Origin of the sequence: Catenulispora sp. MAP12-49 (assembly GCF_041262705.1) — a bacterium.
Lineage (GTDB): Bacteria > Actinomycetota > Actinomycetes > Streptomycetales > Catenulisporaceae > Catenulispora.
The window spans coordinates 171,236-197,718 of sequence record NZ_JBGCCP010000003.1 but is presented as its reverse complement, the minus strand read 5'-3'; the positions used below and the strand labels follow the sequence as shown (position 1 = coordinate 197,718).

Annotated in this window: 22 protein-coding genes, 1 tRNA gene and 1 riboswitch; of the genes, 11 read left to right on the top strand and 12 right to left on the bottom strand. The window is 70.9% G+C overall.

From position 1 onward, the window contains the following. Positions 1–89: 89 nt before the first annotated feature. From ABIA35_RS08040 to thrC, 7 genes are all read right to left on the bottom strand, one after another. Positions 90–2,423 carry a hypothetical protein gene (locus ABIA35_RS08040; RefSeq protein ID WP_370357493.1) on the bottom strand — a complete coding sequence of 778 codons (2,334 nt, stop codon included), beginning with the start codon at positions 2,421–2,423 and terminating at the stop codon, positions 90–92. A gap of 418 nt (positions 2,424–2,841) precedes the next feature. Next, positions 2,842–5,715, bottom strand: a complete 2,874-nt coding sequence (locus ABIA35_RS08035; RefSeq protein ID WP_370335362.1) for a tetratricopeptide repeat protein — start codon at positions 5,713–5,715, stop codon at positions 2,842–2,844. Between the two features lie 103 nt (positions 5,716–5,818). Beyond that, positions 5,819–6,382, bottom strand: coding sequence for a Uma2 family endonuclease (locus tag ABIA35_RS08030; RefSeq protein ID WP_370335364.1), 564 nt, complete (start codon positions 6,380–6,382; stop codon positions 5,819–5,821). A gap of 207 nt (positions 6,383–6,589) precedes the next feature. Next, positions 6,590–8,212 (bottom strand): chaperonin GroEL, encoded by a 1,623-nt coding sequence (groL, locus tag ABIA35_RS08025; protein WP_370357491.1) that lies wholly within the window; start codon positions 8,210–8,212, stop codon positions 6,590–6,592. 375 nt (positions 8,213–8,587) lie between these two features. Continuing rightward, the gene (locus tag ABIA35_RS08020) at positions 8,588–8,791 is read right to left on the bottom strand and encodes a cold-shock protein (RefSeq protein WP_194893875.1); all 204 of its coding nucleotides are present in this window, start codon (positions 8,789–8,791) and stop codon (positions 8,588–8,590) included. A 354-nt stretch (positions 8,792–9,145) separates the two neighbouring features. Continuing rightward, entirely contained in the window at positions 9,146–9,421 is a 276-nt protein-coding gene (locus ABIA35_RS08015) for a ubiquitin-like small modifier protein 1 (protein WP_370335368.1), read from the bottom strand. A gap of 77 nt (positions 9,422–9,498) precedes the next feature. Further along, entirely contained in the window at positions 9,499–10,749 is a 1,251-nt protein-coding gene (gene thrC / locus ABIA35_RS08010; protein WP_370335370.1) for a threonine synthase, read from the bottom strand. Positions 10,750–10,764: 15 nt separating this feature from the next. Beyond that, a riboswitch (SAM riboswitch) is annotated at positions 10,765–10,897 on the bottom strand. A gap of 153 nt (positions 10,898–11,050) precedes the next feature. Between thrC and ABIA35_RS08005 the strand changes: the two genes are divergently transcribed. Further along, positions 11,051–12,055: a glucosyl-3-phosphoglycerate synthase gene (locus ABIA35_RS08005; protein ID WP_370335372.1), complete on the top strand. Its 1,005-nt coding sequence runs from the start codon at positions 11,051–11,053 to the stop codon at positions 12,053–12,055. Here the strand turns inward: ABIA35_RS08005 and ABIA35_RS08000 are convergent. Beyond that, complete coding sequence (locus ABIA35_RS08000) at positions 11,997–12,752, bottom strand: ArsR/SmtB family transcription factor (protein ID WP_370335374.1); 756 nt, start codon at positions 12,750–12,752, stop codon at positions 11,997–11,999. The two genes, ABIA35_RS08005 and ABIA35_RS08000, sit on opposite strands and share 59 nt — an antisense overlap. Before the next feature lie 116 nt (positions 12,753–12,868). Here ABIA35_RS08000 and ABIA35_RS07995 point away from each other — a divergent pair, with 116 nt between their 5' ends. Beyond that, positions 12,869–14,314, top strand: a complete 1,446-nt coding sequence (locus ABIA35_RS07995) for an MFS transporter (protein ID WP_370357490.1) — start codon at positions 12,869–12,871, stop codon at positions 14,312–14,314. A gap of 395 nt (positions 14,315–14,709) precedes the next feature. Here ABIA35_RS07995 and ABIA35_RS07990 read toward each other — a convergent pair whose 3' ends face one another. Next, entirely contained in the window at positions 14,710–15,051 is a 342-nt protein-coding gene (locus ABIA35_RS07990; RefSeq protein WP_370335378.1) for a DUF3263 domain-containing protein, read from the bottom strand. Positions 15,052–15,157: 106 nt separating this feature from the next. On the opposite strand from ABIA35_RS07990, the gene nagA reads away from it, so the two are divergent. The 6 genes from nagA to ABIA35_RS07960 all read left to right on the top strand — a co-directional run bounded on the left by nagA (position 15,158) and on the right by ABIA35_RS07960 (position 20,295). After that, positions 15,158–16,321, top strand: coding sequence for an N-acetylglucosamine-6-phosphate deacetylase (gene nagA / locus ABIA35_RS07985; protein WP_370357489.1), 1,164 nt, complete (start codon positions 15,158–15,160; stop codon positions 16,319–16,321). A gap of 487 nt (positions 16,322–16,808) precedes the next feature. Continuing rightward, positions 16,809–17,003, top strand: coding sequence for a hypothetical protein (locus ABIA35_RS07980; protein ID WP_015796679.1), 195 nt, complete (start codon positions 16,809–16,811; stop codon positions 17,001–17,003). A 72-nt stretch (positions 17,004–17,075) separates the two neighbouring features. After that, positions 17,076–18,743 carry an ATP-binding protein gene (locus ABIA35_RS07975; protein ID WP_370335382.1) on the top strand — a complete coding sequence of 556 codons (1,668 nt, stop codon included), beginning with the start codon at positions 17,076–17,078 and terminating at the stop codon, positions 18,741–18,743. Between the two features lie 185 nt (positions 18,744–18,928). Continuing rightward, positions 18,929–19,567, top strand: coding sequence for a hypothetical protein (locus tag ABIA35_RS07970; RefSeq protein ID WP_370335384.1), 639 nt, complete (start codon positions 18,929–18,931; stop codon positions 19,565–19,567). 179 nt (positions 19,568–19,746) lie between these two features. Continuing rightward, positions 19,747–19,992 (top strand): hypothetical protein, encoded by a 246-nt coding sequence (locus ABIA35_RS07965; protein WP_370335386.1) that lies wholly within the window; start codon positions 19,747–19,749, stop codon positions 19,990–19,992. A 57-nt stretch (positions 19,993–20,049) separates the two neighbouring features. Continuing rightward, the gene (locus tag ABIA35_RS07960) at positions 20,050–20,295 is read left to right on the top strand and encodes a DUF2630 family protein (protein ID WP_370335388.1); all 246 of its coding nucleotides are present in this window, start codon (positions 20,050–20,052) and stop codon (positions 20,293–20,295) included. A gap of 148 nt (positions 20,296–20,443) precedes the next feature. Here ABIA35_RS07960 and ABIA35_RS07955 read toward each other — a convergent pair whose 3' ends face one another. Continuing rightward, positions 20,444–23,011: an ABC transporter permease gene (locus ABIA35_RS07955; protein ID WP_370357488.1), complete on the bottom strand. Its 2,568-nt coding sequence runs from the start codon at positions 23,009–23,011 to the stop codon at positions 20,444–20,446. A gap of 7 nt (positions 23,012–23,018) precedes the next feature. After that, positions 23,019–23,813, bottom strand: coding sequence for an ABC transporter ATP-binding protein (locus tag ABIA35_RS07950; protein WP_370357487.1), 795 nt, complete (start codon positions 23,811–23,813; stop codon positions 23,019–23,021). 406 nt (positions 23,814–24,219) lie between these two features. On the opposite strand from ABIA35_RS07950, the gene ABIA35_RS07945 reads away from it, so the two are divergent. Both ABIA35_RS07945 and ABIA35_RS07940 read left to right on the top strand, forming a co-directional pair. Next, positions 24,220–24,624, top strand: coding sequence for a hypothetical protein (locus ABIA35_RS07945; protein WP_370335394.1), 405 nt, complete (start codon positions 24,220–24,222; stop codon positions 24,622–24,624). A 121-nt stretch (positions 24,625–24,745) separates the two neighbouring features. Further along, on the top strand, positions 24,746–25,444 hold the full coding sequence (locus ABIA35_RS07940; protein WP_370357486.1) for a hypothetical protein: 699 nt from the start codon (positions 24,746–24,748) through the stop codon (positions 25,442–25,444). A gap of 29 nt (positions 25,445–25,473) precedes the next feature. On the opposite strand, the gene ABIA35_RS07935 is transcribed toward ABIA35_RS07940, so the two are convergent. After that, a tRNA-Thr gene (locus ABIA35_RS07935) sits at positions 25,474–25,546 on the bottom strand. Positions 25,547–25,644: 98 nt separating this feature from the next. On the opposite strand from ABIA35_RS07935, the gene ABIA35_RS07930 reads away from it, so the two are divergent. After that, a complete protein-coding gene (locus tag ABIA35_RS07930) occupies positions 25,645–26,376 on the top strand; it encodes a ribonuclease H (RefSeq protein ID WP_370357485.1) in 732 nt (243 codons plus the stop codon). Positions 26,377–26,483: the final 107 nt, after the last annotated feature.

Here is a 26,483-nt window from a genome sequence, read left to right as displayed (position 1 = left end):
GGCATGCCGGACCCGGCGCCCCTGGCGGGAAGCGCCGGGTCAGAACCCTGCGATCCTACGGCCCCGCGGGGGTTAGCAGCGCCGGAAGCTCAGCCGACGGTGTAGGGATTCGTGACGGTCTGCGTGATCGTGCCGCCGACGGCGTCCTTCGCCGTGACGCGCAGCGTCAGCGACGTGCCCGCCGCCGGGTTCGGCCACAGCGCCACATAGTGCCCGAACGCGCCGACGGTCGGCACGTCCTTCCAGGTCGCACCGCCGTCGGTGGAGATCGAGGCCTGCGCGCCGGTCACCGCCGCGCGCGGCCCGTGGCCGCCGAAGGACTCGTGGCCGATGTCCAGGTTCAGCACCTGCACCGGCAGCTGCGAAGTGTTTGAGGCCGACAGCCCGGCCAGCTGGTAGGTGATGGTCAGGACCGGGAGGATCTGGCACGGCGCGGCGGGCTGGCCTGCGGCCTGGGCCGCGAGGCAGGAGTTGCCGGCGGGCAGTGTCGCGGCCGGATCGGCTTTGCCCGTATAGGGGAACGAGATGTCCGTGTGCGTCTTCGTGGACTGAGTCGCGCCGACCATGGTGCGGTCGGTGTCGACGACCGCGCGCACGGTCGCGGGCCCGGCCGGGGCACTGGCCAGCACCAGCCCGAACCACGGCGGGGCCGGCGGGTCGGACATGATCGGCTGCCCGTTCCAGAAGTAGGAGTCGGTCTCGCTGCCCATGGCCTGGCCGGAGGTGTCCACGTTGCTGTCACCGGCCCCGCTCAGACTGAGGTTCAGGCCGCCGGCCCCGCTGCACGCCCCGCAGGAGTCGCCCGGATCCGCCGTGGCGTGCCGCCGCACTCCGGGCGCCATCGGGCCCTGGTTCCAGATGCGGGGGACGGTCTTGCCGGCCGGGAACGCGACCGGATCGGAGCTCAGGACCGGCCCGTCGACGGACTGGGCCGGGTCGGACGACCACGGCCCGACCAGGCCCCGGTACCACGAGCCGGGGGTGTAGTAGGTGGTCACGGTGCTGCCGTTGGCGAAGTGGCCGCCGATCATCAGGCCCACCGCCGAGTCCTGCGGCCCGGCGGACAACGTCCGCGGCTGGGTGCCGTACTCAGATCCGCCGGCCAGGGTGTCGGTGCCCTTGCCGAGGTCGGCGTCGTGGGCGGCGTAGGTCTGGTTCGCGTCGATGTGGTCGGCGGTGTAGGCCAGGACGTACTGGTAGGAGGCAGCAGTGGAGTTCCAGTCGACGCCGAACTCCGAACTCCCCACTACTGCTTTCGAGGCCGGGCTCACATACAGCGGGGCGTTCGGGCCGTCCACCTGGAAGACGAAGGCGGGCGTCCCGGTGACCGGCGTGCGGACGACGGCGTCCATGTCCAGGTTCAGCGCGGCCGGCTGGTCGGTGCCGACGGCGACCTTCGACGTGGCGGAGCGTCCGTCGATGGTCAGGGCCGGCACGGTGCCGGTCGCGGGGACCTCGAAATCCGGGACCGACACCAGGCTGTCCTTGGTGTCATAGCCCTGCGAATCGGTGTCGTAGAACGTCGCGTAGGCCGCGTAGTGCCCGGCCGGGACGGCGATCCGCGCGACGCCGTCCACCACGATCGCCTGGCCGGTGAACACCAGCGAGTTGTCGGTGTCGACCAGCAGGACCGGGAGGTTCGCCGGCAGGCCCGCGGTGTCGGTCGCGTTGATCTGCAGGATGTGCAGCGGATAGAAGGGCGTCACCGGCGCCGTGGTCCCGGCCAGCGCCATCGAGAGCAGGCCGCCGGGCAGGCCCGAGGCCCCGGCCGCCCGGCCCGCGGCCCGGTCGGCGGCGATCTGCTCGCGCAGGGCCCCGGCCAGGGCCTGGCCGGAGTCGGCCGTGAGGTAGCCGGTCGCGGTGGATCCGGCGGCGGTGGTCTGGGGAACGCCGGTCAGCGTGACGCCGGCCGGGGCGAGAGGCGCGAACCCGGGCCGGTAGGTGAGCTGGACCGGGATGCGCGGCGCCGAGGGGGTCTGGGCTGTCACGGAAGTCTGGGCCGGCGCAGAGGTCTGGGCCGTCACGGAGATCTGGGCCGTCACGGAGATCTGGGTCTTCTGCAACGCGGCCAGCTTGGTCAGGTCGAACAGGGACATGTCGAGCTGGCGGCCGGCGTAGGGCACGGCCTCGGACGGGATCAGGAACCGGTCGCCGGCGGCGTCGCCGAAACCGGTCAGGCCGGTGCGGGCGCCCTGGTCGAGGGGCGTGATGTGGCCGCGGGCGTCCAGGCTCAGGTGCTCGCCGGTCGGCAGGGTCACGATCGCGGGTGCGGTCGGCGTGGTCGGGGTGGTCAGCGTGGTCGGCGTGGTCGGCACTGCGGCGGAAGCCACCGTCGCGGCGGCGACCGACGAGGTCACGGCCGTGGCGCCGAGTGACGCCGCCAGCGCCACGGCCGCCAGGGCCCTCGTTCGAAACAGACTCATGGAAGGCCAATCAACCGGCCCGGCAGCTCATTGTCAGCACTCTGTGATGACGGCAACCCGACACCTCGCACGGCAACCAAACACCGGGGCACACGCAACAGGTCCCCGAGCCGGGCCCGGCCCTGCCGGGCCCCGAGACCGGCCGCCTGCTGGAGCTGATGCGCGCCGACGCGGGATCCGCGGTGCCGCGCTCGCTGTACCTGAGCCGGCGCAGCACCGAGCGGCGTATCAGAGATCTGATGACGCTCGCCGGGGCACGCAGCCGGGTGCAACTCGGGTGGCGGGCGACGCGGTGGGGGTGGATCTAGGGCTTCGGTGGATCTAGCCCTTCAGTGGATCTAGCGCTTCGGGTGGATCTAGCGCTTCGGGTGGATCTCCGGCCTCAGAAATAACCAGCGCTTCAGGCGGAGCCGGCGCGTCACCCCGCGCGCCGCACGCCCCGCTTCAGGATTCCCCGGCGCGCAGGCACGGCCCGCTGCTGCTCGAAACTCGCCGCCGCCTCCTTCGCCTCGGCCTCCGCCCGCGCCGCCGCCGCGCGGTCGCCGGTCGCGCGCAGCGCCTTCGCCAGGTCGGCGAGGATCTCGGCCTCCTGCCACGGCTCCTCGTAGCGCGCCGCGGTGGCCGCCGCCTCGCGGTACAGCCGCACCGCGTCGGCCGTGCGGCCCTGCGCCATCCACACCGAGGCCTGCATCCAGCGCACGCGCATCAGGCCCCACGGGTCCTGGTAGCGCTCGGCCAGGGCGGCGGCGTCCTCCAGGTGCTGGTCGGCGACGTCCAGGCGGCCCTCCTCGCGGCGCGCCCAGGCCAGGACCCGCAGCGTGTAGCTCTCCCACAGGCCCAGGCCCAGCTGCTGGAACGTCTCCAGCACCGGCATCATCAGCTCCACCGCCTCCTCCACGCGCCCCTGCTCCAGGCGGAGCATCGCCAGGCGGCGGCCGACGACGGCGGTCCAGTAGCGGTAGCCGGAGTCGTTGAAGGTGTCGAAGGACTGCCACATCAGGGCCTCGGCCTCGACCGGGCGGTGCTGGCGCAGCCGGAGCATGGCCAGGTCGAAGACCGCCGAGGCGCGCCAGTACCAGTGGCCGAGCTCCGTCAGGGTGTCCACGGCCGAGGTCAGGTGCCGCTCGGACTCGGCGAACTTGTAGCGGCGGTTCAGCAGGACGCCGAGGTCCCGCCGGGCGCGCGCGGCCTCGGCCGGCTGGCGCACGTCCCAGTCCGCGCCCTGGTCCACCGCGTCGCCCTCGAACAGGGCCAGCGCCGCGCGGATCGCCTCCTCGGCGTCGGCGAAGCGGCGCAGGCCCGCGTAGGCCTCGCACAGATCGCGCAGGACGCGGGCCTCGGCGAGCTTGTTGCCCAGCACCCGGGACAGTTCCAGGGCCTGCTCCAGGTCGTGGACGGCGGCGGCGAACTGGCCGGCGAAGTAGTGGCCGCGGCCGATCCAGCGCAGGGTGTAGGCCTCGCCGGGGCGGTGGCCGATCTCCCGGCACAGCCGCAGCGCGATCGTGAAGTGCTGCTCGGCCTCCTCGAAGCGGTCCTGGTAGTGGCGCAGGACGCCGTAGCCCTGCTCGATGATCGACTCGGCGCGCCGGTCGCCGCGGCGGGTGGCCGCGTCCAGGCCGTCGCGCAGCACGTCGTCCCAGCGGTTCCAGACGGTGTAGACGGTCTCCAGCACCCGTGCCAGGACCACCGACAGCTCCCAGCACAGGTCCCACAGCTCGTTCTCGTGCGCGCGCCCCACCATGCGCCCCAGCCGGCGGCAGTCGCCCAGCAGCCAGCGGGTCGGGCCGTACTCGGCGTAGCGGAGCAGGGCGGGGTCGTCGACGTGCCAGTGCTCGGCGCTGGACGGCAGGGCCCCGCCGGCCCGGCCGTGGCGCGGGACGGTGGGGTCGGTGAGGTGCTCGGCGTACTCGGCCAGGGCCAGGAAGGCGCCGCCGAGCCGGGCCAGGGCCGCACGCTGGTCTTCGGGGGCGTCCTCATCGGCGAGGCGCTCTTCGGCGTATTCGCGCACGAGAGCGTGGAACCGGTATTCGGTGCCGTTGGAGCCGCCCCGCGCCGCGCGCTCCAGAAGCTGCGACTCGACCAGGTCCTCCATGACCTCCAGGGCGTCGGCCACCGGGATGTCGAGCAGCGGCGCCGGGGCCCACTCGCGCAGGGATATGGAGGGGAACAGGGTCAACAACCGGAAGGCCCGGCGGCTGCGCGCGCTGAGCTCGGCGTAGGAGACCTCGATGGCGTCGCGGACCCGGACGTCGCCGGAGCGGAACTCGTCCAGGCTCAGCCGGCCGGCCAACTCGGCGAGCGTGCGGTGGTTGTCGGCGGCCAGCCGCGCGGCCACCAGGCGCAGGGCCAGGGGCAGGCCGCCGCAGGCGCGGATGATCTGGCGGGCGGCGTCCGGCTCCTCCTCGACCCGGCGGGCCCCGACATGGCGGATGAGGAGTTCGCGCAGGGAATCGTCATCGAGGCCGCCGACGGTGAAGGGATCGGCCTCCAGCAGACCGAGCGGACGCCGACTGGTGATCACCGTCGCGCACCCGCGCACCCGCGCCAGCAAAGGCCGCACCTGCGCGGCGGACTTGGCGTCGTCGAGCACGACCAGCACCCGGCGCCCGACGAGGCGGTCGTGGTAGAGCCGACGCCGCGCCTCCTCCTCCGGCGGCACCTCCCCGGCCCGCACCCCGAGCGCGGCCAACAGCCGGCCCAGCGCGGTCGCCGGATCGGGGGCGTCCAGACCGGTGCCCCGGCCCGCGCTGAGCGAGAGATGCAGCACGCCGCCGGGATACTCGCTGCGCACCTCCTCGGCGAACTGCACCGCCAGCGACGTCTTGCCGACCCCGCCCATGCCGTACAGAGCCAGCACCGGAGCCCCGCGCCCGTCGTTGGCAGTGCGCTGCAACATGCCGCGCAGCTGATCGAGCTGCTGCCGCCGGCCCACGAACTGCTCGTCGGCGGGCGGCAACTCCAGACTCAACGGCGCACTGCCGTGCGCCATCCGCGGCTCCGGCCACCCGGCCCGCCGATCCTCCCGCGCAGCCCCCGTGGCCCCCTCGACGATCAGCCACTCGGTCCCGATCGCCAGAATCCCGGTGATGAGCGAAACGGCGATGAGCGCCAGCGTCCAGACGACGAGGTTCCCCCGCGCGGAGACCTGCAAAATGATCGCACCAGAGGTGACGATGGTGTTCCCGACAACCAGGATGAACCGCCGCCGCTGCCCCGCACTCAGGCGCACCAGCCGCCGCGGACGGTTGAGCCACCTCAGGATGCGATGGCGTCCGCGCGGGGGTGGGGGCATGCGTTCCTCTCAGCAAAGGCGATCTCTTTCATTACGCCAGAGAGCTGAGATGCCGACAAGGGCGGGCCGGGACTCGGAAACGGGCAACGGGGCAGCGAGTCGGTCAAAGCTCGCTGGGCAGCGGCGTCATCGGGACGAAGTCGGTCAGGGCGAAGGAGAACGGCACGGGGAGTTCGAGAGCGTCACCGAACGGAACGCGGACGTCGGCCCGGTAGTCCTTGGCTTCGACATCCGGAATGCTGAAAAGGACGGTCTCGCGGTTCTGGCGGTCGACCAGCAGGAAGAGAGGGATCCCCGCAGCGGCATACGCGTGGCGCTTCTCGACCCGGTCCGAGGCCCTCATCGAAGAAGTGATCTCCACGAGCATGAGGATGCCCTCAGGGGTACCCCATGGCGGCTGTCCATCGAAAGTGTCCGGCTCGGTGATGGTCATGTCCGGGATGTAGTCGCCGAGCGGTGTCTCGATTCCGCGGTGTCCGGAGACCTCTACTTCGATGGCCGACTTCTTCACAAGCTGGTTGTTCAGCTTTGCGAAGATCTGCTCGTGGGTACCGTGTGGCGGCGGGTTCACGACAATCTCTCCAGCGATGAGCTCGGCGCGGTACTCGGGGCCGAGCATGGCGTCGAAACGGTGGAACTCGCGCCGCGTCTCCGCTGAGATCGTCATCAGTGGCTCCCTGGTGCCGCCATGGGCATCGGAGTGTCCTGTCGTCACACTCCGAGCATAGACTCACATGCCACATGCGGCGCGAGGGAAGCGAACCGGAAAGTAATCACCCATAAGAGTAAAAATCAGTTCGAGAACGCCGCAGGCGGCCCCGGCCGAAGCCGGAGCCGCCTCCAGTGAATCCGAACCAGAACCCTGAGCCGCGGCTCAGAAGTCCATGTCGCCGCCGGGCATGCCGCCGGCCGGGGCCGCCGACTTCTCCGGCTTGTCGGCGATGACCGCCTCGGTGGTCAGGAAGAGCGCGGCGATGGAGGCCGCGTTCTGCAGCGCCGAGCGGGTGACCTTCGCCGGGTCCAGGATGCCGGCCTTGATCATGTCGACGTACTCGCCGGTGGCGGCGTTCAGGCCGAAGCCGGTGTCCAGGTTGCGGACCTTCTCGACCACGACGCCGCCCTCGAGCCCGGCGTTCACCGAGATCTGCTTCAGCGGGGCCTCCAGGGCCAGGCGCACGATGTTCGCGCCGGTGGCCTCGTCGCCGGCCAGGTCGATCTTCTCGAACGCCTGCTTGCCGGCCTGCAGCAGGGCCACGCCGCCGCCGGCGACGATGCCCTCCTCGACGGCCGCCTTGGCGTTGCGCACGGCGTCCTCGATGCGGTGCTTGCGCTCCTTGAGCTCGACCTCGGTCGCCGCGCCGGCCTTGATGACGGCCACGCCGCCGGCCAGCTTGGCCAGGCGCTCCTGCAGCTTCTCGCGGTCGTAGTCGGAGTCCGACTTCTCGATCTCGGCGCGGATCTGGTTCTTGCGGCCCTCGATCGAGTCGCTGTCGCCGTCGCCGTCCACGATCGTGGTCTCGTCCTTGGTCACCACGACCTTGCGGGCCTTGCCCAGCATCTCCAGGCCGACGGAGTCCAGCTTCAGGCCGACCTCCTCGGAGATGACCTGGCCGCCGGTCAGGATCGCGATGTCGCCGAGCATCGCCTTGCGGCGGTCGCCGAAGCCGGGGGCCTTGACCGCGACCGACTTGAAGGTGCCCCGGATCTTGTTCACGACCAGGGTGGCCAGGGCCTCGCCCTCGACGTCCTCGGCGATGATGACCAGCGGCTTGCCGCTCTGCATCACCTTCTCCAGGATCGGCAGGACGTCCTTGACGTTGCCGATCTTGGCGTTCGCGATCAGCAGGTACGGGTCGTCGAAGGACGTCTCCATACGCTCCAGGTCGGTGGCGAAGTAGGGCGAGATGTAGCCCTTGTCGAAGCGCATGCCCTCGGTGAGCTCCAGCTCCAGCCCGAAGGTGTTGCTCTCCTCGACGGTGATGACGCCTTCCTTGCCGGCCTTGTCCATCGCCTCGGCGATCATGTCGCCGATCGCGGTGTCGGCGGCGGAGATCGAGGCGGTCGCGGCGATCTGCTCGCGGGTCTCGACGTCCTTGGCCATGCCGGACAGCTCGGAGGACACGGCCTCCACGGCCGCCTCGATGCCGCGCTTGAGCGCCATCGGGTTCGCCCCGGCCGCCACGTTGCGCAGGCCCTCGCGGACCAGCGCCTGGGCCAGCACGGTGGCGGTGGTGGTGCCGTCGCCGGCGACGTCGTCGGTCTTCTTGGCGACTTCCTTGACCAGCTCGGCCCCGATCTTCTCGTACGGGTCCTCGAGCTCGATCTCCTTGGCGATCGACACACCGTCGTTGGTGATCGTGGGGGCGCCCCACTTCTTCTCCAGCACGACGTTCCGCCCGCGCGGGCCGAGGGTCACCTTGACCGCGTCCGCGAGCTGGTTCATGCCGCGCTCGAGGCCGCGCCGGGCTTCCTCGTCGAACGCGATGATCTTCGACATTGTGGTACTGACCTCCCACACCAGGGATTTCCTTGGCGAACCGCCAGGCGCCCGCGACGGACGGCCTCCCGCCGGACCGGTCCCTGCCGGCCAAACGTCGGGGCCTCGCCTGAGAGGTTCTCTCACTTGGCACTCTCGGTGTGAGACTGCCAAGGTCCATGATTAGCACTCTCCCTCGGTGAGTGCAAGCCAGTCGGCACAGCCGGTCGGCACAGACCGTCGGCACACTTCAGGGCCCGCCCCCGAGAAAGCCGCGGGAGCGGGCCCTGAAATAATGTCGTGCGGAGTCCTGCCGGTCGGGCGGCGGCGCGGAAGCCCGAAGGGTCGCGACCCGGGTGGTGGGAAACCAGCGTCGGTAGGAGTGGGATACTCTTCTCAGACGAGCACGCGGACCATGTCGGCCTGCGGACCCTTCTGACCCTGCGATATCTCGAACTCGACGCGCTGGTTCTCTTCCAGACTGCGGTAGCCGTCCATCTGGATCGCGCTGTAGTGGACGAAGACGTCCGACCCGCCGTCGACCGCGATGAACCCGTAGCCCTTCTCCGCGTTGAACCACTTGACGGTGCCCTGAGCCATTCCGTACTCCCCTTGCTGCCGGCTCTAGACGGAGTGGGCTTACCCCCTGTTGGAAACCCCACCCCCTTTTCCGGCCCGCACCCCGCGGGCCAGGGTCTGCGTTCGCCGCCGTACCACCCGCCGTACCAAGAGGGTTGAGCTGGAGGGATCTCGCCGAATCGTTCGACCGGCGCTGAGACTAGCTAATGTGACGCTCAGTACAACAGGCCTGAAGCTCAGAGAAAATTCAGAGGTTCGTAAGTGGTGGGCCGACAAATACGGACCGATCCCCGCGTATCCCTCACGGTCGAACACGGTGAGTAGATAACGATACGGGAACCGATCCGTATTCGGGCACGCCGAACAGCCGTCGCATCAGCCCCCTGCGACAGCCGGGATGATGGAGACGCTGCCACCCTCGGGCACCGCCGTCCCCAGGCCCTCGGCGAATCGGACGTCGTCGTCGTTGACGTAGACGTTCACGAAACGCCGCAGCTTGCCGTCGTCGTCGAGGACGCGCGCGCGGATCCCGTTATGGTCGGCCTCCAACTGGTCGATCACTTCCGCCAGGGTACCCCCTGCGACCGACACCTCCGCCCGCCCATCGGTGTAAGTACGCAGGATGGTGGGAATCCGTACGGTGATGCTCATAGCGGTGCTCCTTACTCGATCCCCTGTCGGGGTGACATGCCGGTGAAGTTTGCGCGAACGGATCTGCCCGGAACCGCTCAGAGCGTCGCGCGGAAAGCGTCCAGGGACGGCTTGATGACCGCCGTCGGCCCGCAGTCGGAGACCGCGTCGAGGGTCTTCAGGCCGTCGCCGGAGTTGATGACCACGGTCAGCGCGTCCGGGTCGAGCCGGCCGGCGTCGGCGAGCTTCTTGAGCACCCCGACGGTCACGCCGCCGGCGGTCTCGGCGAAGACGCCCTCGGTCCGCGCCAGCAGCTTCACGCCGGCCCGGATCTCCTCGTCGGTCACGTCCTCGACCGTGCCGCCGGTGCGCCGGGCGATGTCCAGCACGTAGGGGCCGTCGGCCGGGTTGCCGATCGCCAGCGACTTGGCGATGGTGTCGGGCTGCTTGACCGGGCGGATGACGTCGATGCCGTCCTTGTACGCCTGCGACACCGGGGCGCAGCCGGAGCCCTGGGCCCCGATCACCTTGTACGGGGTGTCCTCGACCAGGCCGAGCTTGATCAGCTCCCGGAAGCCCTTGTCGATCTTCGTGAGCTGCGATCCGGAGGCCACCGGGATGACGATCTGCTCCGGCAGCCGCCAGCCGAGCTGCTCGGCGATCTCGTACGCCAGCGTCTTGGAGCCCTCGGCGTAGTACGGCCGCAGGTTCACGTTGACGAAGCCCCACTTCTCGCCGAGCTCGTCGCCGATCAGCTCGCTGCAGAACCGGTTGACCTCGTCGTAGGTGCCGTCGATGGCGATCAGCCGGCCGCCGTAGACGGAGGCGACGACGATCTTCTCCTTCTCCAGGTTCGACGGGATGAACACGCACGATTCCAGGCCCGCGCGCGCCGCGGCGGCGCCGACCGCGCCGGCCAGGTTGCCGGTGGAGGAGCAGGACAAGGTGGTGTAGCCGAAGGCGTGCGCGGCCTGGACGGCGATCGCGACGACGCGGTCCTTGAAGGAGTGCGTCGGGTTCCCGGAGTCGTCCTTGACGTGCAGGTTGCTCAGGCCGAGCTCGCGGCCGAGGTTGTGGGCGCGGACCAGGCGGGTCCAGCCGGGGTTCGTGGTGGGCCGGGTGGCGACGTCGGCCGGGACCGGCAGCAGCGGGGCGTAGCGCCAGATCGAGGCGGGTCCGGCCGCGATCTGCTCGCGGGTGACCGTGCCGAAGTCGTACGAGATCTCCAGCGGGCCGAAACACTCTTCGCAGGCGAAGGTCGGGCCGAGGTCGGTGGTGTGACCGCACTCACGACAGGACAGGTGCGCGGCGGGGCCGAAGGGGGCGGCCGGAGAAGGGGTGCCAGACATGACGCGAGGTTCCTTTCCTCATCTTTCCCACGGCTCGGCGGCTGCCGGGTGGGCCGGAGTTGGCACCGCGCCGTGCCACGATGAGGTGGCAGAACGGATGGTTGCCGGAGCGTCGTAGGGCCGGTCCCTCAGCTCCTCTGGATGAGCGCTTATTAAGTTGTCGATCGAACTGTTCCTTAGGAGCGTAAGCCTCCGGCGTCCTGGTGGGACCTACCCGTCCGGATCCCGAGACAGCCGCGGGGGTGCGCCGTCGCCTACTCTTGAAGAGGTCGCCGATACCGATTTCAGAGTGGAGTGCCCGGTGCTGGAAGAGGTGGAGCGGTGGCTTGCCGTGCGCTCCTCGCAGGCGTCGGACTGGCCGCTGGAGCGGCTGCTCGCCGCGAAGGCGGCGACCGGCGCCCGGATCAGCGTGGTCCTGCCCGCCCTCGACGAGGAGGAGACGGTCGGCGCGATCGTCACCGCCGTCCGCGAGGACCTCGTGGAGGACGCGCCGCTGGTGGACGAGCTGCTCGTGGTGGACTCCGGCTCGATCGACCGGACCGCGGAGAACGCGGCGGCGGCCGGGGCGAAGGTGCTGCACCGCGACGAGATCCTGCCGGGCATCCCGTCGGTCCGCGGCAAGGGCGAGGTGCTGTGGCGCTCGCTCGCCGCCACCACCGGCGACCTGGTGTGCTTCGTCGACGCCGATCTGAAGTCCTTCTCCTCCACCGTGGTCACCGGCGTGCTCGGGCCGCTGCTGTGCACCGAGGGCGACCCCATCCACCTGGTCAAGGCGATGTACGACCGGCCGCTGGTGGCCGGCTCCGCGGTCCTGCCGGCCGGCGGCGGCCGGGTCACCGAGCTGGTCGCGCGGCCGATCCTGAACCTGCACTGGCCGCTGCTGGCCGGGTTCGTGCAGCCGCTGGGCGGCGAGTACGCGGCGCGCCGCTCGCTGTTGGAGCGGCTGCCGTTCCCGACCGGCTACGGCGTGGAGACCGCGATGCTGATCGACACCCTGGCGCTGGTCGGGCTGGACGGCATGGCCCAGGTGGACGTGGGCGTGCGGCTGCACCACCACCAGGACGACGCGGGCCTGGGCCGGATGGCCAGCGAGATCATGCAGGTCGCCTGGGAGCGGCTGCAGCGCGAGGGCCGGATAGTGCCCGGCGGGGACGACGCCCGCCCGCACACGCTGATGACCCAGTTCCACCGCGAGGCCGAGGGCTTCGCCCCGCGCTCGACCGATGTGACGGTCGTGGAGCGGCCCCCTATGCGGACTCTGATCCGGGGCGGCGGTCGTCCGACTCCCCCCGGCGCTTGGGCGTGAACCAGGAGACCAGGCCCTCGACCCGGACGCCGTCGGGGTCGCGCGGGAGACCGTCGAACTCCTTGACCAGCGCCTCCAGGCGATTCTGGAAGTCCGCGGCGACGTCGGGCGCCAGGGTGGAGGACAGGAACATGAGCATGCCGCTGCTCTTGGCCTGCTCGGTGTCGGCGGGGATCCCCTCGGCGTACATGTGCCGCAGGAAGCGCTTGCGGTAGTCGGTCAGGTTCTCGTCGATGATCCGGCCCATGGCCTCGCGGGTCTCGTCCGGATGCCCGGTCGGGTCGATGGTGACCGAGCCCTGCGCCGACCGGTACTTGGTCTCCACGATGCCGGACACCACCCGGGTCTCGGCCGCCTCGATCAGACCGGCCTCCAGCAGCACCTTCAGGTGCCGGTAGAGCTTGGTCTGCGGCTGCTCGAGCTCCTCGGCCAGCTCCTTGGCCGACTTCGGCACCCGGTCGCGGTTCAGCGCCCGCAGGATCGCCAGGCGCGTGGAGTCGGCCAGCGCCTTGATGGTGTCGACGTCCGTGACGGTGCGCACCACTTCCTGGATCAGTGCCACCTGCTCGTGCGCCCCGGCGATCTCCTGGCGCGCCTCCTGGAGTGCGCCCCGCACCTCGGCGGTGGCGTCCTGGATCGCGCCGCGCGCGGCCTGGAGCGCCCCGGCTAGGTCGGAGGGGGTGTTCTCGCTGCCCATGGCCCCCATCTTGCCACACGCTCACGGATGCGTCATCATTCACTCAAGCGTGAATGATGTGGATGGGGTGAATGGTCGCGCTGACGCGAACGTTCATGGATCAGGGAGGGTTCACGATGACCGCAACGACGCTCGAGGCGAGTGGGGACACGGCGATGGAAGCGGTGCCGGAGCACTACGGGCAGGTCGGGCAGGCCGAGGTGGCCGAGGTGGCCGAGATCGGACTGGCCGAGCCCGAGTCGGCCGCCGGCACCGAGGCCGCCGCCCAGCCGGTCCCGCTCCGCCGCAACCGCAACTTCAACCTCCTGTGGGGCGGCGCGGTCTCGGCCCTGCTCGGCCTGAGCACCGCCGACATCGCCTACCCGCTGGTGATCCTGGCGCTGACCGGCTCGCCGCTGAAGGCCGGCCTGTTCGCCACGGTGCAGCTGATCGCCTCGGTGCTGGCGACGCTGCCGGTCGGGCAGCTCATGGACCGCAAGGACCGCCGCCGGATGCTCCTGCTGTCGGAGTCGGTGCGGGCGGCCGCCGCCGGTTCGGTGGCCCTGGCCTACTTCCTCGGCGCCCTGACGTTCTGGCACCTGCTGCTCACCGCCGCCGCGCTCGGCGCGATCCAGCCCTTCGCCGGCGCGCGGACGCTGCTGCTGCGGCAGGTGGTGGCGCCGGAGCAGATCCCGGCCGCGCTCACCGCCGAGCAGGTGCGGCAGCAGGGGTGCGAGCTGGCGGGTCCGCCGCTGGGCGGGGCGATGTTCGGGATCTCGCGGGCGCTGCCGTTCGTGTTCGCCACAATCGCCGGGCTGGTCTCGCTGCTCACCGTCGTGCTGCTCAAGCTGCCGAAGTCGGTGGTGTCGGCCGCCGAGCACGCTGAGAACGCTGAGATGTCCGGGAACACCGAGAACACCGAGAGCACCGGGCAGCGCGAAGCCGCCGACAGCCCCGAGTCCTCACACGGCGGCGGCGGCGCGCTCCTCGGTCTGAAGACCATCGTGCGCGACCCGGTGATGCGCGCGACCACCCTCGCGCTGTGCCTGGTGAACACCGCCGGCTACCCGGTCTTCCTGAGCCTGGTGGTCCGCATGCAGCAGAACCACGCCGCCTCCGGCACCACCGGCCTGGTGGTCGCCGGCATGGCGCTGGGCGGGCTGGGCGGTACCGCGCTGGTCAAGCCGCTGCACAAGCTGCTGCGTCCGGGCTGGCTGCTGATCCTGGCCTGCCTGGTCTTCGCGCTCACCGACTTCGGCATGACGCTGTTCACCTCGCCGCTCGCGGACGCCGCGTGCCTGGCCCTCGGCGGCGCCGTCATCCCGTCGGCCGTGGTGATGGTCAACGTCCTGATCCTGCAGGCGGTGCCGGACGAGCAGCGCGGCCGCACCGCCGCCGCGCTCGAGATGTTCCTGCTGGTCGGGATGCCGGCCGGGATGCTGGTGTCCAGCGCCGCGCTGCAGTGGTTCTCGCCTACCGCGACGCTGCTGGGCCTGTCGCTGCTGATGTCGGTCTCGGTGCTGTACGCGGCGTCCCAGAAGGCCCTGCGGGCCGCTCAGTGGCCGGACGCGCAGAACGCTTGATCCTCTCCCGGACCGGGGAGTGCCGGCCGGCGCCGTGTGGGGCGCCGGATCCGGCACTCCCCTTATGCGTCCAGTGGCTGTGCGGGACTTGTCGCGGCAGGTGGCGCGGGTGCAGCCGGTGCCCCGGCCGCTCGTGGACCGGTCGGTCGGCGGGCGGGCCCAGAGTGTCCGCGGCCTTCATCACGACGGGCACGGGCGCCGGCGGGCGCGATGTGGGCGTCGTGCCCCCGAACAGCCCGAGCCCGGCCAGCAGGCCGGTGCCGCACACCGCGACCACCGCGGCGATCAGCCCGGGCCGGCTCATCGGCCGCGCCTCGCTCACCGCGCCGAGCCGGTCCCGGTACACCAGATGGTCGTCGCGGGATTCCGGCCCGGCGACCTCGGCGGGCTCCCGGTCAGGCGGCTCGGTCCCGATCATGCCCCTCATTAGACACGGGCGGGGGCTCCCGGTCGGGGTCCGGCCCGATGTCGGCCACCCGTTTCACCCGTCCGGACCTGGCGCGCTGGCGCGCGGCGCGCAGCCGCCGCAGGCGCTTGACCACCTCCGGCTCCAGGGCCAGGGCCGCCTCGTCGTCCAGGAGCGCGTTGAGCAGCTGGTAGTAGCGGGTCGCAGAGATCTGGAACCGCTCCCGGATCGCCTGCTCCTTGCTCCCGGCGTTGCGCCACCACTGCTTCTCGAAGGCCAGGATCGCGCGGTCCCGGTCTGTCAATCCGCCCCCGGGCTCGCTGGTGTTCATGCAGGACAGAGTACGGCCGGGCACCCACACAGACGGGAACGGGCCCCATGGCGTACCGTTGGTCCGTCCAGGTACAGGTCTATACCAATCAACACGTGTAGGTGCGATGACACTGCTGACGAACGCCCGGATCGTCCTGCCCGACGGTGTGCGAGCCGGCTGGCTGCGCCTGGACGGCCACCGGATCGCCGAGGTGGGCCCGGAGGGCTCGCTTCCGCAAGCGTCCGCCACGGACCCCCACGAGGAATCCATAGACCTGGCCGGGCGCTACGTGCTGCCCGGTTTCGTCGACATGCACGTCCACGGCGGCGGGGGCGCGGCCTTCAGCTCCGGCGACGTCGAGCAGGCGGTGCGCGCCGCGGCGTTCCACCGCGCGCACGGCACCACCACGATCATGGCCTCGACGGTCTCCACCGAGCTGGACCTGCTGCAGCGCTACCTGTCCGACCTGGCCGGCCTGGTCGAGGACGGCCTGCTGGCCGGGCTGCACCTGGAGGGCCCGTTCATCTCCAAGGCCCGCTGCGGCGCCCACGACCCGGCCCTGCTGCGCGCGCCCGACCCGGCGCTGCTGCGGCCGCTGCTGGCCGCCGGGCGCGGCACGGTGAAGATGGTGACGCTGGCCCCCGAGCTGGACTTCGGCATCGAGGCCACCGCGCTGCTGGCGAACTCCGGCGTGATCGCCGCGGTCGGGCACACCGACGGCGGCTACGACGTCACCGAGGAGGCCTTCTCCACCGGCGCCCGGGTGGCGACCCACCTGTTCAACGCGATGCCCGGGGTCCACCACCGCGAGCCGGGCCCGGTGGTGGCCGCGCTGGAGGACGAGTCGGTGATCGTCGAGCTCGTCAACGACGGCATCCACGTGCACCCGGCGGTCATAGGAATGGTCTTCAACGCCGTCGGCGCGCACCGCGTGGCCCTGATCACCGACGCCATGGCCGCGGCCGGCCAGCCCGACGGCATGTACCGGCTCGGCGCGCTGGAGGTGGAGGTGGCCGAGGGCGTGGCCCGGCTGTCCGGGGGCGGCTCGATCGCCGGCAGCACCCTGACCATGGACGTCGCCTTCCGCCGCGCGGTGCGCGAGCTGGGTCTGCCGATCCACGAAGCCGCGGTGTCGGCCGCGCTGACCCCCGCGCGCGCCCTGGGCCTGGACCACGAGATCGGCTCCCTGGCGGCCGGGAAGTTCGCGGACCTGGTCGTGCTCGACGACGAGCTGGAAGTCCGCGGGGTCATGAAGCGGGGCGAGTGGGTCCTGGCGCTCCAGGGATAAGCAGTACCCGTACTTCAAAGTATGTAATTCAACACGCGCTGTCCGCACCCGGAAGCGGCAATGGCACAGCCGCCCCGATAATCGGCGGATCGGGATTCCCGACTGGAATCCCTCAACTCCTTGAGCCGGTCTTGCCACCGACCGGCCTGCCGGGCGCCGCTCGGCGCCGCGAATCAGACCCCGTTCACCTCGGGGTTCCCACCGGTCCCACGCGTTCGTACTCGCGTTCCGCATACGCCGAGGCAGATGCGCCGCTCGGGTGAATCTACACCGCCCCGGACCGCTTTCCAGCTATAAAAGCCGAACCCGCTGGGCGAGAATCCAAGTGTGAGCTTCAGCTGAATCTGGTTTTCATCTCCCTTCGGGAACGAATGGCCCCGCCGAGCCGGGCGACGGCCACTCTCCATAGCCGACCGCACCACTAGGTAGAGATTCACGCACGGCGACCGAAAAACGCCGGGCACTCGCAGGCGAAGGAGTCGCTGTCATGGTCTTCTCGGTATCCGGTGTACTGCTGCTGGGAATCATCACCTTCATCCTGTTCCGCAAGGACGGGCTCAAGGTCTCGCACATGATCGTGTGCGCGCTGCTCGGGTTCTACCTGGCGTCCACCTCGATCGCCCCGAACATCAAGCAGAGCGGCGCCTCCATCGCCAGCTTCATCAGCAACCTGCACTTCTAGGCAGGCGCACGAGAGCTGAACCGGTGTCGAAGAGTCAGGTAGCCAGGTAGCCAGATAAGGGGTCGAAAACACATGGCGGGATCGGTGGGGTCGGAGAACCCCATCCAGCGCCTGGTCCGCGGCTTCCGTGATCATCCGGTCACGGAAGCCGTCGGCCGTTATACGAACACCACCCGGCACGCTTCCAAGCGGGCCAAGGCGCGGGCGCTGGACATCGGACACCCCGCGGTCGTGCTGGCCCGGGGGACCAAGCACATGGCCGCGGACGCCAAGACGTACTGGACCGAGGCCGGCGGGCACGAGAAGCACAAGGAGTGGCGGGACCTGGTGGTCTTCGTCTTCGCCGTGTGCGCGGTGGCCGTGGGCTTCCAGCCGTACGGCATCCTGCTGCTGATCGCGGTCTGGGCGGCGGCGGCCACCTACCTGGGCCGGGACCGGCCCGACCCGGGCAAGGACCCGGAGAGCGAGGCGCACGTCGCGCGGCTGCAGTCGGCGTACAACGGCCTGGTCCCCTACCTGATGGACACCCACGACCCGGACGAGCGCTTCAAGCCCGGCGGCGGCTACCGCGACGGCTTCACCGAATGGGAGTTCGACGAGGGCGACCGGCTGGTCGCGCTCAAACTCCAGTACTCCCCCTTCTTCAAGGACGGCGAAGCCGACTCCCGGGCCAAGGTCGAGCGGGCCCTGGAGGGCAAGATCGGCCAGTCCAACGAGTACCTGTACGACTGGGACGAGGAGGGCAACAAGCTCTCCGTGCGGATCCTGCCGCCGCTGCCGATCGGGATCCCGGCGCAGCCCTGGAAGGTCGCCGAGATCGAGTACGTGCTCGGCTTCACCGACCCCACCTCGACCGCGCGCCTGATCCCGGTGCAGCTGAGCGCCGAGCCCGGCGGCGAGGTGCCGGTGGTGGAGCTGGCGCCGGTGGTCTGGCGGCACGGCCGCTTCGCCGCCGAGCCGCACCTGCTGGTCGCGGGCGTCCTGGGCAGCGGCAAGTCGAACCTGCTGCGCTCGCTGGCCGCCCAGGCCCTGGGCCACGGCCACCTGGTGACCGCGATCGACGCCGAGCACACCGGGCACTTCGACGCCTTCACCGGCCGCGACGGCGTGCTGCGCGTGGAGTCCCAGCCGGCCGCCGCGATGGACCTGCTGGACTGGGTCTGCGCGGAGTCCACGCGCCGGGCCGAGCGGCTGCGCGAGCTCGGGGACACCGAGGACACGCTGATGACCGAGCTGGCCAAGCCGCTGTGGCTGTTCGTGGACGAACTGGCCGCCCTCGGCGAGGCGGCCGGCCGGGCCGGCCTGGCCGATCCGCAGGACCAGCTGGCGGGCCTGATGCGGGCCGGCCGGACCACCGGCGTGACCGTGGTTGTGTCCTGCCGGGCCGAGCGGGTCTCCGAGCTGCGGGCCACGGTGCGCAACCAGGCGCACGCCCGGGTCGGGCTCGGGCAGCTGCCGCCCGGAGCCTCCACCGCGCTGTTCGGCGGCACGCTGGAGATCGGCGGGCCCGCGGTGCTTCCCCCGGGACGCGGTTTCGCCCGGGTCGGCGGCGGGCCGGTGGTGCGGGTGCAGGTGCCGGTCGCGGCGGACGTGACGGCGGCGCTGCCGGTGCTGGTCGGCGCGGTCGTGACCGCCGGGGACGGTGCGGATTCCGAGGCCGGCGGGGACGAAGAGGCCGACGGTTTCGACGGGTTCGGCGGGTTCGGTGGGAACGGCGGCGAAGGACCCGACCTCTACTAAATGGTGTCGGTGGGATCCATGAGGCGGGCGGTGCTGATGCGCCGCCCGCTTTACGCTGTTTTCCCCTTTTTTCCTCCAACCCGGTATCGCCGAGAAGTTCCCGCTCAGCCGGGTGAGGATCCTCACGGGGCGAATTGTTTGAATTCGAACTGAGAAAGCCTCCCCGCTGGGTAGGGTTGGGCAGCATGAGTATCCCCAAGCGTGCCGCGATAGGCCTCGCGGCGACGGTGACGGCCCTGGTCATGACCGCCTGCTCGTCGAACGGCTCCAGCGGGGCGTCCACCGGGGCGGCCGCGGGCGCGCCGACCACGGCCGCGGCGCCGAGCACCAGCAGCGGGGCGCCGTCGTCGGCCGCCGGCTGGGCCCGGAACCCGGACCAGGCCTCGACCGCCCTGAAGGCCGGCCTGCCGATGCTCGGCAGCGAGATGCTGCAGGTCCACTACCACGCGCACCTCGACGTGATCGTCGACGGCAAGCCGGTCACCGTGCCGCAGTACGTCGGCATCGACGAGAACGCGCAGACGATCACCGCGCTGCACACCCACGACACCAGCGGCGTGATGCACATCGAGTCCGGCAAGGACGTCCCGTTCAAGCTCGGCCAGTTCTTCACCGAGTGGGGCCAGCCGCTGAGCAGCACCCAGGCCGGCCCGGTCGCGATCGGCGGGGACGAGGTCCTGCACGTCTTCGTGAACGGCAAGGAGATCACCGGGGACCCGGCGCAGTACGTGCTCAAGGCCCACGACGAGATCGCGGTCTGGGTCGGCGACAAGGCTCAGACCCCTCAGGTGCCCGCCTCGTACGACTTCCCGCCCGGCCTTTAACAGAACCCTGCGGTGGGTGACGGATCGGGCCCTGCTCAGACAGGGTCCTGATCCGGTGTGACATTCAGCACTGGGCACAACGGGATAACGGAACACCGAACCTCTGTGCCGCGTGGGTCGCGATGCGCTACCTTCTAAGGGTGGCGATGTCTCAGACGAGCAGTTCGACGGCGGGTCCGATGACTCCGCCGCGGCGCGTCGGGGTGCCGCCGCTGAACCTGGGGAACCAGGCCGTGGCCGACCGTCTGGACCGGCACTTCGCGGCGATCGTGGACGCGCCGGCGGCGCAGAACGACGACAACGCCACCGAAGCCCTCCAGACCATGATCGCGGTCCTGCCCCGGACCGGCGGCGCACGGCGTACCGAGCGGGCGCTGTGGTTGCGCGCGCCATTCCGTCGGCTGAAGCGGCTGATCGGGCTGTAGCCCGCCCGCGCTCTGGCAAAAACTGCGCCGCACCGCGCGGCGGCATACGGTTGTCCCATGGCTGACACCACCAACGACGCCGGGATCGGCGCGCGCATCAAAGAGCTGGTCGCCGAGGAGCATCGGCTGCGGTCGCACCCGAACCCCACCGACGAGGACCTGACCGCGCTCAAGAGCACGGAGAACGAGCTGGACCAGTGCTGGGACCTGCTGCGGCAGCGGCGGGCCAAGCAGGAGACCGGCGGCAACCCGGGGGACGCCCGGGCCCGCGCGGTCGGCGAGGTCGAGGGCTACCTGCAGTAGGACGAGCAGGATCGGCAGGATCGGCAAGACCGGTAGGGCCGGCAAGACCAGTGGACGAAGGGCGGCCCGGCGCTGTGTGCGCCGGGCCGCCCTTCTCTCATCCCCGTTTCCCCGTCCCCGCTGTCCCCCCAGCCGGGCGGCTCCCCTCTCAGGCCTCCGTGATCGCGCTGGCGACCGTCTGCCGTGCCGCCCGGCGGGCCGGCACCACCGCGGCCAGGACCCCGGCCAGTGCGCCCGCCACGACGTAGATCAGCAGCTGCGTGTAAGGGATCGCCAGGCTGCCGACCCCGGTGGCCTTGGCCACCAGGTGCACCAGGGCCCAGCCGAAGCCGCCGCCCATCACGATCCCGAGCGAGACGCCCAGCACCGCCATCAGCATCGCCTCGACCATCAGCATCCGGCGCAGCTGCTGCCGGGTCAGGCCCAGCGCCCGCAGCAGCGCGCTCTCGCGAGTGCGCTCCAACACCGACAGCGACAGGGTGTTGGCGATGCCGATCAGGGCGATCAGGATCGCCAGCCCCAGCATCGCGGTGAACATCGCGAGGATCTGGTTCAGGCTGCTGTTCAGCTGGTTCTTGTAGTCCGCGACGCTGTTCACGGTCAGCAGCGGGTCGCTGTCCACCGCGGCCTCGATCGCGGCCCGGGACGCCGCCAGCGAGACGCCGGGCCTGGCCAGCATGCTGACTGTGTCCGGGCCCTTGGACGGGAGCAGCCGCTGGAAGTCGGGCACCGAGACCGCCGCGTCCGGCATGCCGATCCCGCTGTCCTCGTAGGTGGCGACGACCTTCAGCTTCACGGCGCTACCGTCGGCCGCGATCGCCGAGACCGTCTGCCCGACGGCCGTGTTCAGGGACTTGAGCTGGTTCTCCTGCAAGCCCACGGTGCCCGGGACCACGTCGCCGATCGAACCCTGCTTCATGATCGGGTTGATCAGCTTGCCGTAGCCGGCGGCGTCGATCGCGCCGGTGTGCTCGGACTGGCCGTTGATGGTGATCTTGCCGTCGTACTCGGCGGCCACCGTGCCCAGTTGCGGCAGGGCCTTGAGCTTGGCGACGGCGTCGGCCGGGACCGCGCGGTCCTGGTCGGCGACCACCTGGTAGTCGAACGGGAAGTGCTGCTTGATGGAGTCCGTGGCCGAGGCCTTGATGGAGGCGGTGACCACGGTGAACATCGTCACCAGCGTGATGCCGATGGTGAGCGCGGCGGTGGTGGCGGCGACCCGGCGCGGGTTGCGGCCGGCGTTGGCCGTGGCCAGCCGGGCCGTCGGGCCGAAGACCTTGCCGGGCAGCCAGCCCAGGAACCGGATCACCGGCGAGGCGATCACCGGGCCCAGGGCCAGCACGCCGACGAAGGTCACCATGGCGCCGACGGTCAGGACCATGAATCCGGTGCTGCGGTTCTGGTTCTGCATCCCCAGGGAGCCGATGGCGATGCCGGCGGCGGCGATCAGCAGGCCGATGGTGACGCGGACCCGGCCGGCCTTGCGCGTCACCCGGGTCTCCCCGAGCTGCGCCGACAGTGCCTGCACCGGCGCCACGCGGGTGGCGGCGCGGGCCGGCAGGACCGCCGAGCCCACGGTGAGCAGCAGGCCCAGGCTGATCGAGTACACCGCGGCGCTCGGGTTGATCACCAGGTGGTCCGTCGGCATGTTCAGCCCGGCCACGTTGAGCAGCGCGGACAGACCCTTGGACAGCCCGATGCCGGCGAAGAAGCCCGCGGTGGACGCCAATGCCCCGAAGACGAAGGCCTCGATCAGGGTGCTGCCGAACACCTGGCGGCGGGTGGCCCCGACACAACGCAGCAGGGCCAGTTCGCGGGCCCGTTGCGCGACCAGGATCTGGAAGGTGTTCTGGATCACGAGTGCCGACACCAGTGCTGCGATAATGGCGAAGACGAGCAGAAACGTGCCGAAGCCGCTGGTGTATCCGGTGGCTTTGCTGGCCAGTTCGGTCTGGAGCTGCGCGCCGGTGTAGAAGGTGTCGCCGCTGCCGTCCAGGACCGGCAGGTCCTTGAGTTCGGTGACGAGATGGTCCTGGCTCACCCCGGCGTTGGCGCGCACGGCGATCTGGTCGTACCCGGCGCTGCCGGTGACCCGCAGCGCGGTGGCGGTGTCGAAGCCGACGACCGATTCCCCGGCGTAGGTCTTGTCGGTGCTGGTGTCGAAGACGCCGACCAGGCGGAAGCTCTCCCGCTGGTCGCCGTGGTCGATCACGGTCACCTGGTCGCCGACGGCGAAGTGCTTGTCGTCGGCCGTGGACTTGTCCATGGCGATCTCGCCCGCGGCGGCCGGGGCGTGGCCGGAGGCGAAGTCGAAGTAGCCGAGCTTGGCGTCGGTCGGGAAGGAGACGCCGACCCCGGTGCCCCCGTTCTCCTTGACCAGCTTGCCGGTCTTGTCCAGCACCGGCGCCGGGCCCAGGACCCGGCCCTCGGCCGAAGCCACGTCCGGCAGGTGCCGGATCGCATCCAGGGCCGCCGGATCGACAGTCTTCTTGTCCTGCTGGTTCGCGATGCTGGACACCTGCAGGCCGCCGGCCGGGGTGACGGCGGCGTCGACGTTCTCGGCCTGCCGGGCGAAGCTGTCGAAGAAGGACTGCTTGATGGAGTCGGTGAAGATCAGCGTGCCGGCGACGAAGCCGACGCCGAGCAGCACGGTGATGGAGGACAGGAGCATGCGGGCTTTGTGGGCCCGCAGGTTGGCCAGAGCCGTCTTCAACATCGCGGTCTCACTCCCCGGCCGCGACGCGGTCCGGCCGGATCATGCGCAGCTGCGCGGTCACCGAGTCCGGAGTCGGGGACAGCAGGTCGCCGCGCATCACGCCGTCGGCCAGGAACACCACACGGTCGGCCGCGCAGGCCGCGGTGGTGTCGTGGGTGACCATCACGACGGTCTGGCCCAGCTCGCGCACGCTCATCCGCAGGAACGCCAGCACCTCGGCGCCGGACCGGGAGTCCAGGTTCCCGGTCGGCTCGTCGGCGAACACCACCTCCGGCCGGCTCATCAGCGCCCGCGCGCAGGCCACGCGCTGCTGCTGGCCGCCGGAGAGCTCGCCGGGCCGGTGCTTGAGCCGCCCGCCCAGGTCCAGGACCTCGATCACCTGGTCCCACCACTGCTTCGGCGGCTTCAGGCCGGCCAGGTCCAGCGGCAGCAGGATGTTCTGCTCGGCGGTGAGCGTGGGCAGCAGGTTGAAGGACTGGAAGATGAAGCCGATCCGGCGGCGGCGCAGCAGCGTCAGGGCCTTGTCGTTCAGCTTGGTCAGCTCCACCCCGCCGATCTGCACCGAGCCGGCCGAGGCGGTGTCCAGGCCGGCCAGGCAGTGCATCAGCGTGGACTTGCCGGACCCGGACGGACCCATGATCGCGGTGAACTCCCCCTGGCCGAAGCCGACGGTGACGCCGGCCAGCGCGCGGACCGCGGTGGCGCCGGAACCGTAGGTCTTGACGAGGTCGCGGGCCAGGACGGCGTAGCCGCTCTCGGCGGCCGCTGGGCCTTCTCGGAACGCTCGGGTGGTGGCGGACATGGAAAACCCCTCCGGAAAACGTGGTGTGGGTGCTGCTGGTTGGTGTGGGTGCTGCTTCGTGTGGGTGCTGCTGGTGCGGGCGGGCGGGCCTTCCGGGCCCAAGAAAACGGTAAGAACCGGCAGGGGTCCCGGTCGTCGGCCGACGGGCTTGTCCCGGGGTAGTCACCTGGCGGTGATCCGGGCGGGCCGCGTACGACTCGAGGCTGGGGGGTGGCTGCGACTTCAGTCGCGCCTGGCCCGGCGACAGGCACTTGACCTGCGACGATGCCGACTCTCCCGAAAGCCCCGCCGAACGCCGGACGTTCTGGTCCGGAGCCACTCGTCCGAGTGATCTCTGTCGCGAAAGTGCTGATCACGTCGCCCGGGCGGGCTTACGCTCGGGGCGCTGCCGACTCCGGGAGGGACCATGCGACGGTGTCAGCATTCCTGCGGCTGCGAGGGGAACGCGGTCGGGCGCGACCCCGACAGCGGCCTGCTGCTGTGCGCCGCGTGCCTGGGGCGCTCGATCCTGGGGACCGACTGCTCGCGGGCGCGCAAGTACTTCGGGCACCGGCCGGTGCGGTTCGTGAACGCGGCGTGGACCGAACCGGCGCCACTGCGGGACGGGGACCGGTCGCGGGTGCCGGAGGGGTTCGAGGTGTTCCTCACGGTGCGCACCGAGCCGGGAGCGGCGGCGTGGGACTTCCTGCCGCTGGCCCGCATCGGGGCCCGCTTGGCGACGAACCCGCAGCGTCCGCCGAAGGATCCGCCCCCGGGACCCCTGCCGCCGCCACCCGCGCGGCCGGTGCAGCCCAACCCACCGCGACGCTGAGCCGACGCCCTCCGGAGGACGTCCCGCCCGCGATGCCCGTTAGGGGTTCCGACACCTGTTCGACCGGCTGCGCGAAGGCTAGCCTTACGAGAAATCAGAGCTTTCAGTCGCAGGGGTGGACGTGACGAGCGAGTCGGGCGGCGGTGCGACCGGCGACGGCCGGCACCGCGGCCGCTTCACCAGGCACGCCAAGACCGTCGGCGTGGCCGTCACCGGCATCGCGGCCCTGCTCGTCGCGGTCGCCGGCATGACCACCCTGGTGTGCCGCGACCCCGAGGGCGACCCCGCCTCGGCGGTGACCACGACCGTGGCCGGCCCCCAGGGCCCCCAAGATCCCCAGGGCCCCCAGGACCCCCGCGACCCGACGCCGACGCCCAGCCCCACGCCTCCCCCGGCGTCCACCAGCGCGGCCCCCGTGACCCTCCGCAGCACACCCCCGGCGCCGGCGGCACAGTGGGCCGGCGACGTCCAGGTCGGCTCGCTCGGGTACACCCTGACCACCGTCCCACCCAGCCCGGACCAGTCCGGCACCCCCGACATCACCGCCTCGTTCGACGGCACCTTCTTCGCCCGCCTCGGAGCCGCGCGCTGGACCGCGACGGCGGCGCCGAGCCCCCGCGCGTGCGCGCCGCTGATACTGGCGCAGAACATGACGCATGTGACGGCGGTGCCGGGAGACGTGTACTGCGTCCGTGTGGCGCACAGCGCGCGGAACCCCGGGGACCAGTACGCGGCGGTGCTGATCATCGGGCAGGGACGGGATGCGACGGACTTTCCCTATGTGCGGATCCACGCGACGGTGTGGGCTGACCAGCAGTGATGGCTGTGCCCAGGGGAGCCGTACCGAAGAGCCGCTGAGGGGACTCGAACCCCTAACCGCCTGTTTACAAGACAGGTGCGCTGCCAATTGCGCCACAGCGGCTGGACCGGATGACCGGCGTGCCGATCTGATCCGCCGCCATGGTACCCAACCGAGCGGGGGTTGCCCCAGTCCGTTTCAGCGTCTGCCACCATTGACGGATGTCCAGCACCCAGAATCGCCTCATCGCCGCCTGTGACGGCGCCACCAAAGGGAACCCCGGTCCGTCGGCGTGGGCGTGGGTCCTGGCTGATGCGGAGGGGGCTGTTCTGCGGTGGCGGTCGGGGCCTTTGGGGCACGCGACCAACAACATCGCCGAGCTGACCGCTTTGCGGGAGCTGCTGGTGGAGGTGGGGGCCGGGGCCCGGGTGGAGGCTCGGCTGGATTCGCAGTACACGATCAACGCCGTGACCAAGTGGCTGCCCGCCTGGAAGAAGAACGGGTGGATGACCGCCGGGAAGAAGCCGGTGGCCAACGCCGATCTGATCCGGGAGATCGACGCCCTGCTGGGCAGCCGGGACGTCGTGTTCGTGCACGTCGCCGCGCACCAGGTGAACGGCGATCCGTACAACGACCTCGCCGACCGCGCCGCGAGCGCCTCCGCCGTCAGCCAGCAGCCGCTGGCCGGGACGGACGCCTCGCAGGTGCCGGGAACGCCGGACCGGCCCGCCGGAAGCGGCCGGGCGAGCAGCGGCGGCAGTGGCGGTGGCGGTGGCGGTAGCAGGTCCAACAGCGGCAGCAGCAGCAAGAGCAACGGCGACTCGAAGCCGAAGAAGGCCTTCACCATCCAGGCCAAGTTCGCGGGCACCTGCTCCTGCGGCCAGGGCTACGACGCCGGCGAGAAGATCACCAAGCTCGACAGCGGACGCTGGGGCCATCCGGCCTGCGCATGACGCGGCGGTGGTGAGAAACCGCATCCCAACGAGAACGCCGAAGACGCCGAAGACGCTGACGGCGGCCGAGGCCCCAGCCCCGGCCGCCGTCAGCGGACCACTTTCAG

Bases quoted from the DNA above. Each gene is read 5' to 3' on its own strand.
- ABIA35_RS08040 (WP_370357493.1), bottom strand. From the start codon at position 2,423: ATGAGTCTGTTTCGAACGAGGGCCCTGGCGGCCGTGGCGCTGGCGGCG.
- ABIA35_RS08035 (WP_370335362.1), bottom strand. From the start codon at position 5,715: ATGCCCCCACCCCCGCGCGGACGCCATCGCATCCTGAGGTGGCTCAAC.
- ABIA35_RS08030 (WP_370335364.1), bottom strand. From the start codon at position 6,382: ATGACGATCTCAGCGGAGACGCGGCGCGAGTTCCACCGTTTCGACGCC.
- groL (WP_370357491.1), bottom strand. From the start codon at position 8,212: ATGTCGAAGATCATCGCGTTCGACGAGGAAGCCCGGCGCGGCCTCGAG.
- ABIA35_RS08020 (WP_194893875.1), bottom strand. From the start codon at position 8,791: ATGGCTCAGGGCACCGTCAAGTGGTTCAACGCGGAGAAGGGCTACGGG.
- ABIA35_RS08015 (WP_370335368.1), bottom strand. From the start codon at position 9,421: ATGAGCATCACCGTACGGATTCCCACCATCCTGCGTACTTACACCGAT.
- thrC (WP_370335370.1), bottom strand. From the start codon at position 10,749: ATGTCTGGCACCCCTTCTCCGGCCGCCCCCTTCGGCCCCGCCGCGCAC.
- ABIA35_RS08000 (WP_370335374.1), bottom strand. From the start codon at position 12,752: ATGGGCAGCGAGAACACCCCCTCCGACCTAGCCGGGGCGCTCCAGGCC.
- ABIA35_RS07995 (WP_370357490.1), top strand. From the start codon at position 12,869: ATGACCGCAACGACGCTCGAGGCGAGTGGGGACACGGCGATGGAAGCG.
- ABIA35_RS07990 (WP_370335378.1), bottom strand. From the start codon at position 15,051: ATGAACACCAGCGAGCCCGGGGGCGGATTGACAGACCGGGACCGCGCG.
- nagA (WP_370357489.1), top strand. From the start codon at position 15,158: ATGACACTGCTGACGAACGCCCGGATCGTCCTGCCCGACGGTGTGCGA.
- ABIA35_RS07980 (WP_015796679.1), top strand. From the start codon at position 16,809: ATGGTCTTCTCGGTATCCGGTGTACTGCTGCTGGGAATCATCACCTTC.
- ABIA35_RS07975 (WP_370335382.1), top strand. From the start codon at position 17,076: ATGGCGGGATCGGTGGGGTCGGAGAACCCCATCCAGCGCCTGGTCCGC.
- ABIA35_RS07970 (WP_370335384.1), top strand. From the start codon at position 18,929: ATGAGTATCCCCAAGCGTGCCGCGATAGGCCTCGCGGCGACGGTGACG.
- ABIA35_RS07965 (WP_370335386.1), top strand. From the start codon at position 19,747: ATGACTCCGCCGCGGCGCGTCGGGGTGCCGCCGCTGAACCTGGGGAAC.
- ABIA35_RS07960 (WP_370335388.1), top strand. From the start codon at position 20,050: ATGGCTGACACCACCAACGACGCCGGGATCGGCGCGCGCATCAAAGAG.
- ABIA35_RS07955 (WP_370357488.1), bottom strand. From the start codon at position 23,011: ATGTTGAAGACGGCTCTGGCCAACCTGCGGGCCCACAAAGCCCGCATG.
- ABIA35_RS07950 (WP_370357487.1), bottom strand. From the start codon at position 23,813: ATGTCCGCCACCACCCGAGCGTTCCGAGAAGGCCCAGCGGCCGCCGAG.
- ABIA35_RS07945 (WP_370335394.1), top strand. From the start codon at position 24,220: ATGCGACGGTGTCAGCATTCCTGCGGCTGCGAGGGGAACGCGGTCGGG.
- ABIA35_RS07930 (WP_370357485.1), top strand. From the start codon at position 25,645: ATGTCCAGCACCCAGAATCGCCTCATCGCCGCCTGTGACGGCGCCACC.